General features: G+C 54.9%; 3 protein-coding genes and 1 pseudogene. 3 read left to right on the top strand and 1 reads right to left on the bottom strand.

Annotated elements, in window-relative coordinates:
* Nucleotides 1-4,310: RHS repeat-associated core domain-containing protein (locus tag CSE01S_RS21975; protein WP_233422717.1), on the top strand; the 4,310-nt coding region annotated here is incomplete at its 5' end.
* A complete protein-coding gene (locus CSE01S_RS21775; protein WP_042293144.1) occupies nt 4,307-4,675 on the top strand; it encodes an Imm8 family immunity protein in 369 nt (122 codons plus the stop codon). The genes CSE01S_RS21975 and CSE01S_RS21775, both read left to right, overlap by 4 nt.
* 47 nt (nt 4,676-4,722) lie before the next feature.
* Here CSE01S_RS21775 and CSE01S_RS21770 read toward each other — a convergent pair.
* Nucleotides 4,723-5,013 (bottom strand): annotated as a pseudogene (locus tag CSE01S_RS21770) (SymE family type I addiction module toxin); the annotation flags it as partial.
* A 198-nt stretch (nt 5,014-5,211) separates the two neighbouring features.
* Between CSE01S_RS21770 and CSE01S_RS21765 the strand changes: the two are divergent.
* On the top strand, nt 5,212-6,167 hold a 956-nt coding region (locus CSE01S_RS21765), incomplete at its 3' end, for an RHS repeat domain-containing protein (protein ID WP_042293139.1).

Raw genomic sequence — 6,167 nt, 5'->3', positions numbered from 1 at the left:
TCACTGCCAGCCTCGGTGATGCCGTGCTGACTGTTTCATCGGTAAAAGTCAACGGTTGTCCGGTGCTGGTCCTGAATCAAAGTTTCGTTCCCCTTACAAAGGGCGATGCGCCGGGCGTGGCCGGGGGGATAAAAAGCGGTACGGTGGGGGATATCTGCGAACCACTGGAACACAGCACCACCTTCAGAGTCGGTGGCAAACCCGTTCTGCGTCACTTCGATAAGTTCTGGATGAATGCCAGAAACACCACCGGCATCATTACCGGTCAGCCACCCGCAACCAATGTAACGGCAAAAGAGGCAGACCCGGAAATCAGGCCTGAAACTGCGGAAGAGCAGACGTTTATGGACACGCTGTCCCGTGCTTATGAACGCGAAGCTGAGTCACGAAGACTGGAAGCGCAGTCCATGGCTGAAACGGCGCAGGCCGTAAAGAAATCAGTTACTGATTTCTTTACCGACCATACCCGGGATGGTGTGATGAACAGCCAGGCTATCGGCGCAATGCTCATTGCTTCAGCACATTACAACACCATGCCGGAAGCTGCGCAGTATATGGCAGAGCAGATTGGCGGAGAGGCGTTCGACACCTTTAATGCCATGAACACACCGGAAAACCAGGGGCTGATGACTGCCGTACAGAGCGCGTTTGCGGCTTTTTCACTGAGAGCCGCTGGCGGCATGGATATGGATGGGGCAATCATTAAAGGAAGGGAAAAAATCAAACCCGGACAGGGAGAAGAATTTGACAGCAGTTTTCTGACGTGCTGTAGCGATCCGGTTGATGTGGTATCCGGTAGCCTGATCCAGCAGCTTAATGTCCTGTACATCCCAGGGTCTGTGCCTCTGGGCCTGTCACGGTTTTACCGCTCACGGACAAAAAGAAAAGGGTTGTTCGGCGAAAAATGGTCAGATGACTGGTCCCGGTCACTGACGTTGCAGGGCGATAAGCTGTATTTTACCGACCATGAAGGCGTGGTCCTCAGTTATCCCGTTCCGCAGGACGGTATTTTTCAGAGTACAGTAAATTCCCGCCAGATGGCTTACCGGCTTTCCGGCAACCTGAGCAGTGAACTTACCGTCCTCGATCGTCGCTCGCAGCAGACGTTTGTTTTCTCTCCTTCAGGGAATGGCGTCTGGTGGTTATCGGCTATCCACGACCGCCACGGCAACCGGATTGATTTTCACCGCACGAACGGGCAGCTGACTGAAATCCACCACAGCGACGGCTACAGGCTCTCACTCGACTGGCAGCAACAGCAGCTCATGAGCATTAACCTGGTCGCTCCGCAGAATCAGCGCCTGGTGACCTGCCAGTATGATGATAACGGCTACCTTGCAGAGTGCGATACCTTCCAGTTCACCCACCTGTGGCATGAATACTCTCCGCAGGGGTTTATGACCCGCTGGCGGGACACGGACAAAACACAGGTCAGCTACCGTTATGATGGCGCCGGGAGAGTGATGGAGGTTTCCACCCCGGAAGGATATTATAACGACCGCTTTATCTATAACGATGAAGAACACTGCACCACCTACATTGACGCCGAAGGCGGCGAAACCCGTTACTGGTACAACGGGGATGGCCTCGTTACCCGCAGCCTTGACCCGCTGGGCCGCGAAGAAATCACCGTCCGGGACAATGCCCGCCTTCAGTCCCGCACCGATGCGCTGGGGCGCACCACGGAATACCAGTACAACGACGAAGGCGATATCCGCCAGATTGCCCTGCCGGGCGGCTACAGCCTGTATTACGGCTACAACGAACACGGCCAGCTCACCCGGCTGACCGCGCCGGGTAATCAGGTCTGGCTGTGGGATTACGACGATAAAGGCGGCATGGTCTGCCTGACCGACCCGCAGGGGCGTCAGCAGCACTTCGGCTACAGTGAACAGGGTGATTTACGCCGGCAGATTATGCCGGGCGGCGCCACCTGGCAGTGGGATTATGATGCGTTGCACCGGGTGCGGGAAACCACTGCCCCCGATGGCGGCATCACGCAGACAGAGCAGGATATGCTGGGACGCCTGCTCAGCGTGAAAGACCCGCTGGGCTTCACCACGCAGTTCCGTCACAGTCAGAACCATGCCGGACCTCAGGGCAGCGTGGAGGAAATTCACCGTCCGGACGGCGTGCGCGAACTGATGCGCCAGAACAGCGAGAAGCTGCCGGAGAGCTTCACCGATGGCGAAGGCAAAACCACCCGCTATGAATATGGCGCATTTGACCTGCTGACCGCTGTTGTCCGCCCGGACGGAGAACGGCTGGAGTGCCGCTACGACAAACTCACGCGCCTGGCTGAAATCACCAACGCCGGAGGTGAGCATTACCGCCTGACCTATGACAAAGCCGGTCAGCTTATCGCCGAAACCGACTTTACCGGGCGCACGCTGACCTATACATACGATGCGGCCGGGCGCTGCATCCGTACCACCTTCCCGGACGGCACACACCTTAACCGCCAGTACAGCGTCACCGACCAGGTGACGAGCGAGGAGGTAACGAAGGGCGACAGCGAGCGGGTACTCAGCCGCACGACGTTCATCTATGACGCGCTGTGCCGTCTGGTGGAAGCGCGGAATAACGACGCCACCGTGACCTTTGAATACGACGGTGCCGGGAGGCTCACCGCCGAAACCCTTAACGGCAGGCGAACAGAGTACCAGTACGATGCCGTACAGGATACGGTCTCGCAGCGCACCACTGCGGGCATTACAGAGCATTTCAGCCGTGGGCTGACGGGGGAACTGACTTCATGGCAGATAGCCGACCATGCGCCGCTGACCCTGGAGCACGACCTGTGCGGTCAGGAGATATCCCGGCAGAGTGAAGCCGGGTTCAGCCTCCGCCAGCGCCACACCCCCACCGGCATGCTGGCTGAGCAGCAGGCCGGCGGCCTCACAGAACAGAGCCCGCACTACCGGCGCAACAACACCCTGCACCGTCAGTGGCTGTATGACAAAGCCTGCAACCTGACGATGATTGCCGACTCCCTGCGGGGAACGATGGTCAACAGCCTGACGGCAAACGGCCAGATAAGCCACGTCACCCGGACCGGCGGCAGTGACATCCCCATGCGGGAAGAGCGTTTCACTTATGACCGGAACCTCAATATCACCCGCCGCCAGACCCGGGTGAATGAGGTGACGGAGAGTGAGACACACCAGCGCCAGCGGCATGGCCGGGTGACGTCACGGGAGTACAAAGCCTGGCGGCATTCAGCCTTCCGTATTAACCCCGACAGCGGGATGCCGGAAGAAGGCAACTTTGTCAGAGTCATCCGGGATGAACAGACCACCTGGAGATACGACGTTAACGGCCGTCTGGTGGAGAGGCTGGTCGATAAAGGCGGCTGGCGTCCGCTCACGTGGCGCTACCGCTGGGATGCCCGGAGCCAGCTAACCGGACTGGAAACCCCGGAAGGCGAACGCTGGGAGTACAAATACGACCCGTCCGGCAGGCGCATCAGCAAGCGCTGCACTAACCGGGACAAGCCCGGTATGGATTTTCACTGGAATGGTGACCAGCTTATCGAAGAAATCCCGGTTGGTACTGATGGCAAACCGGAAGATGAAAACGCCATTCGCTGGATTTACGAGCCGGGCAGCTTCACCCCGCTGGCGCGTTATGAGAAAGGGCAACTGCACTATGTCATCACGGATATCACCGGGCGTATTCAGGAACTGCTGACCGAAGACGGCACCCTTGTCTGGCGGGGAGAGCAGCAGTTGTGGGGGCGGGAGGAAGGCCGGAACAGGGAAGAAGCCCCCGCCTGCCGGTTACGTTTTCCGGGACAGTATGAGGATGAAGAATCGGGGTTGTATTATAACCGGTTCCGGTACTATGATTGCGGGACAGGGCAGTATCTGTGTGCGGACCCGATAGGGCTACTTGGAGGTATTAACCTCTACAGTTATGCGCCTAATCCGTTAAATTATATTGATCCGCTGGGTTTAACCTGTAAGTTAACAAATCAGCAGTTCAAGAATAAACTTAAAAGAATTAAAAATCAGACTGCCGCAGGTGGTAATCAGGGAATAACTGGCATTGTATCTCAGGATGATGCTTTTAAATTAGGTGAGACATTTGTTGGGCCTAATTATAAGCGAATTAGTGGTTATGGTTCTGACCTCTTGATTTCTGAAGATGGTCTAAGACAATATAGAGGACCATCTCCGAAACGAGGAATAAATCCATTGTCTGGTGAACCGTGGTCAAAAACTGGAACTCAAGTAAACTTTCAAAGTAGAAAGACTCCAGAAGGGCCATGGTCAGGCAATGTTCACTTGGATACGGAGTCATTACCATGAAGTTAAAGCAAAGAAAACTAGAGATAAAACACTACTGGTCTCCGGATATATATGATCCTTGGACTTGGGAACCGGTTGATAATAATGTTTTTTATCTTCTGGAAATGAATATAGGCATGAGTGACGAAGATGCGTCAGATATTTATTCGGTGGTTGTGGCAACTGCTGAAGGAGTGTCTTCTTTAAAACACAAAAAAGATATGCTTAACAAACAATATAAACTAATACTGGTTGATAAATATTCATGGAAAGGAGTAATGTCTATCTTAAACTCTATCATTTCATATATAGATATTAAAAACAGCATCAATATATCACAGGAGTTATGTAGATATTTTTATTGGGAATATGATTCAATGAAATAATCCAAAAGCCGGGTAGAATATTAAATCTTCCCGGCTTTTTTTATTATTTAATCTCCGTTCAGTACGCTAAACACCCCGTCTTTAATCCCCTTAACCACCTGTTTAGCCTGATAAAGCTGCTCGCGCAGCGCCTGCACCTCGTCACCGTCAGCCATCAGCACAATACCCCCGTCTGAAATCCTCACCGTCACGCCGCGCCCGGTCTCAAATCCCGCTTCTTTTAACCAGTCGCCTTTAAGGTGCAGGCTGGGGCTGCGTGTATATCCGGTGGGGACTTTGGTTTTACGGTTGGTGCGGGAAATGCCGACATAGCCGACTTTAAGACGGCACTGGGTTTTAAAAGGATGACTGAAACCGGATTATCAGGGGAACAGGTAATGACAGGTTTTGATGACAGGAGTATGTTGACCGGGCGTAAAAAGTCAGTTGAGCGTGTTCATTTAATATGCTGCCAGTGAAATAAAAAGCTGTTGCCGGGAAGCAGTATCGGCAGGGGCGGTAGCGTGATGCCCCGCTGATAATCAGGCATGCCCTGAATGGCCGGGCTCAGCCTCCGTCAGTGGCTGTATGACAAAGCCTGCAACCTGACGATGATTGCCGACTCCCTGCGGGGAACGATGGTCAACAGCCTGACGGCAAACGGCCAGATAAGCCACGTCACCCGGACCGGCGGCAGTGACATCCCCATGCGGGAAGAGCGTTTCACTTATGACCGGAACCTCAATATCACCCGCCGCCAGACCCGGGTGAATGAGGTGACGGAGAGTGAGACACACCAGCGCCAGCGGCATGGCCGGGTGACGTCACGGGAGTACAAAGCCTGGCGGCATTCAGCCTTCCGTATTAACCCGGACAGCGGGATGCCGGAAGAAGGCAACTTTGTCAGAGTCATCCGGGATGAACAGACCACCTGGAGATACGACGTTAACGGCCGTCTGGTGGAGAAGCTGGTCGATAAAGGCGGCTGGCGTCCGCTCACGTGGCGCTACCGCTGGGATGCCCGGAGCCAGCTTACCGGACTGGAAACCCCGGAAGGCGAACGCTGGGAGTATAAATACGACCCGTTTGGCAGGCGTATCAGCAAGCGCTGTGCTAACCGGGATAAACCCGGCATGGATTTTCACTGGAACGGCGACCAGCTAACGGAAGAAATTCCTGTTGGTCCTGATGGCAAACCGGAAGATGAAAACGCCATTCGCTGGATTTACGAGCCGGGCAGCTTCACCCCGCTGGCGCGTTATGAGAAAGGGCAACTGCACTATGTCATCACGGATATCACCGGGCGTATTCAGGAACTGCTGACCGAAGACGGCACCCTTGTCTGGCGGGGAGAGCAGCAGCTGTGGGGGCGGGAGGAAGGCCGGAACAGGGAAGAAGCCCCCGCCTGCCGGTTACGTTTTCCGGGGCAGTATGAGGATGAAGAATCGGGGTTGTATTATAACCGGTTCCGGTACTATGATTGCGGGACAGGGCAGTATCTGTGTGCGGACCC

Source organism: Citrobacter sedlakii NBRC 105722 (genome assembly GCF_000759835.1).
GTDB lineage: Bacteria > Pseudomonadota > Gammaproteobacteria > Enterobacterales > Enterobacteriaceae > Citrobacter_A > Citrobacter_A sedlakii.
This window is presented reverse-complemented; position numbering and strand designations above follow the sequence as displayed.

What these genes read in the sequence shown, in the direction of transcription:
- CSE01S_RS21775 (WP_042293144.1), top strand. Translation starts at nt 4,307, where the DNA reads ATGAAGTTAAAGCAAAGAAAACTAGAGATAAAACACTACTGGTCTCCG.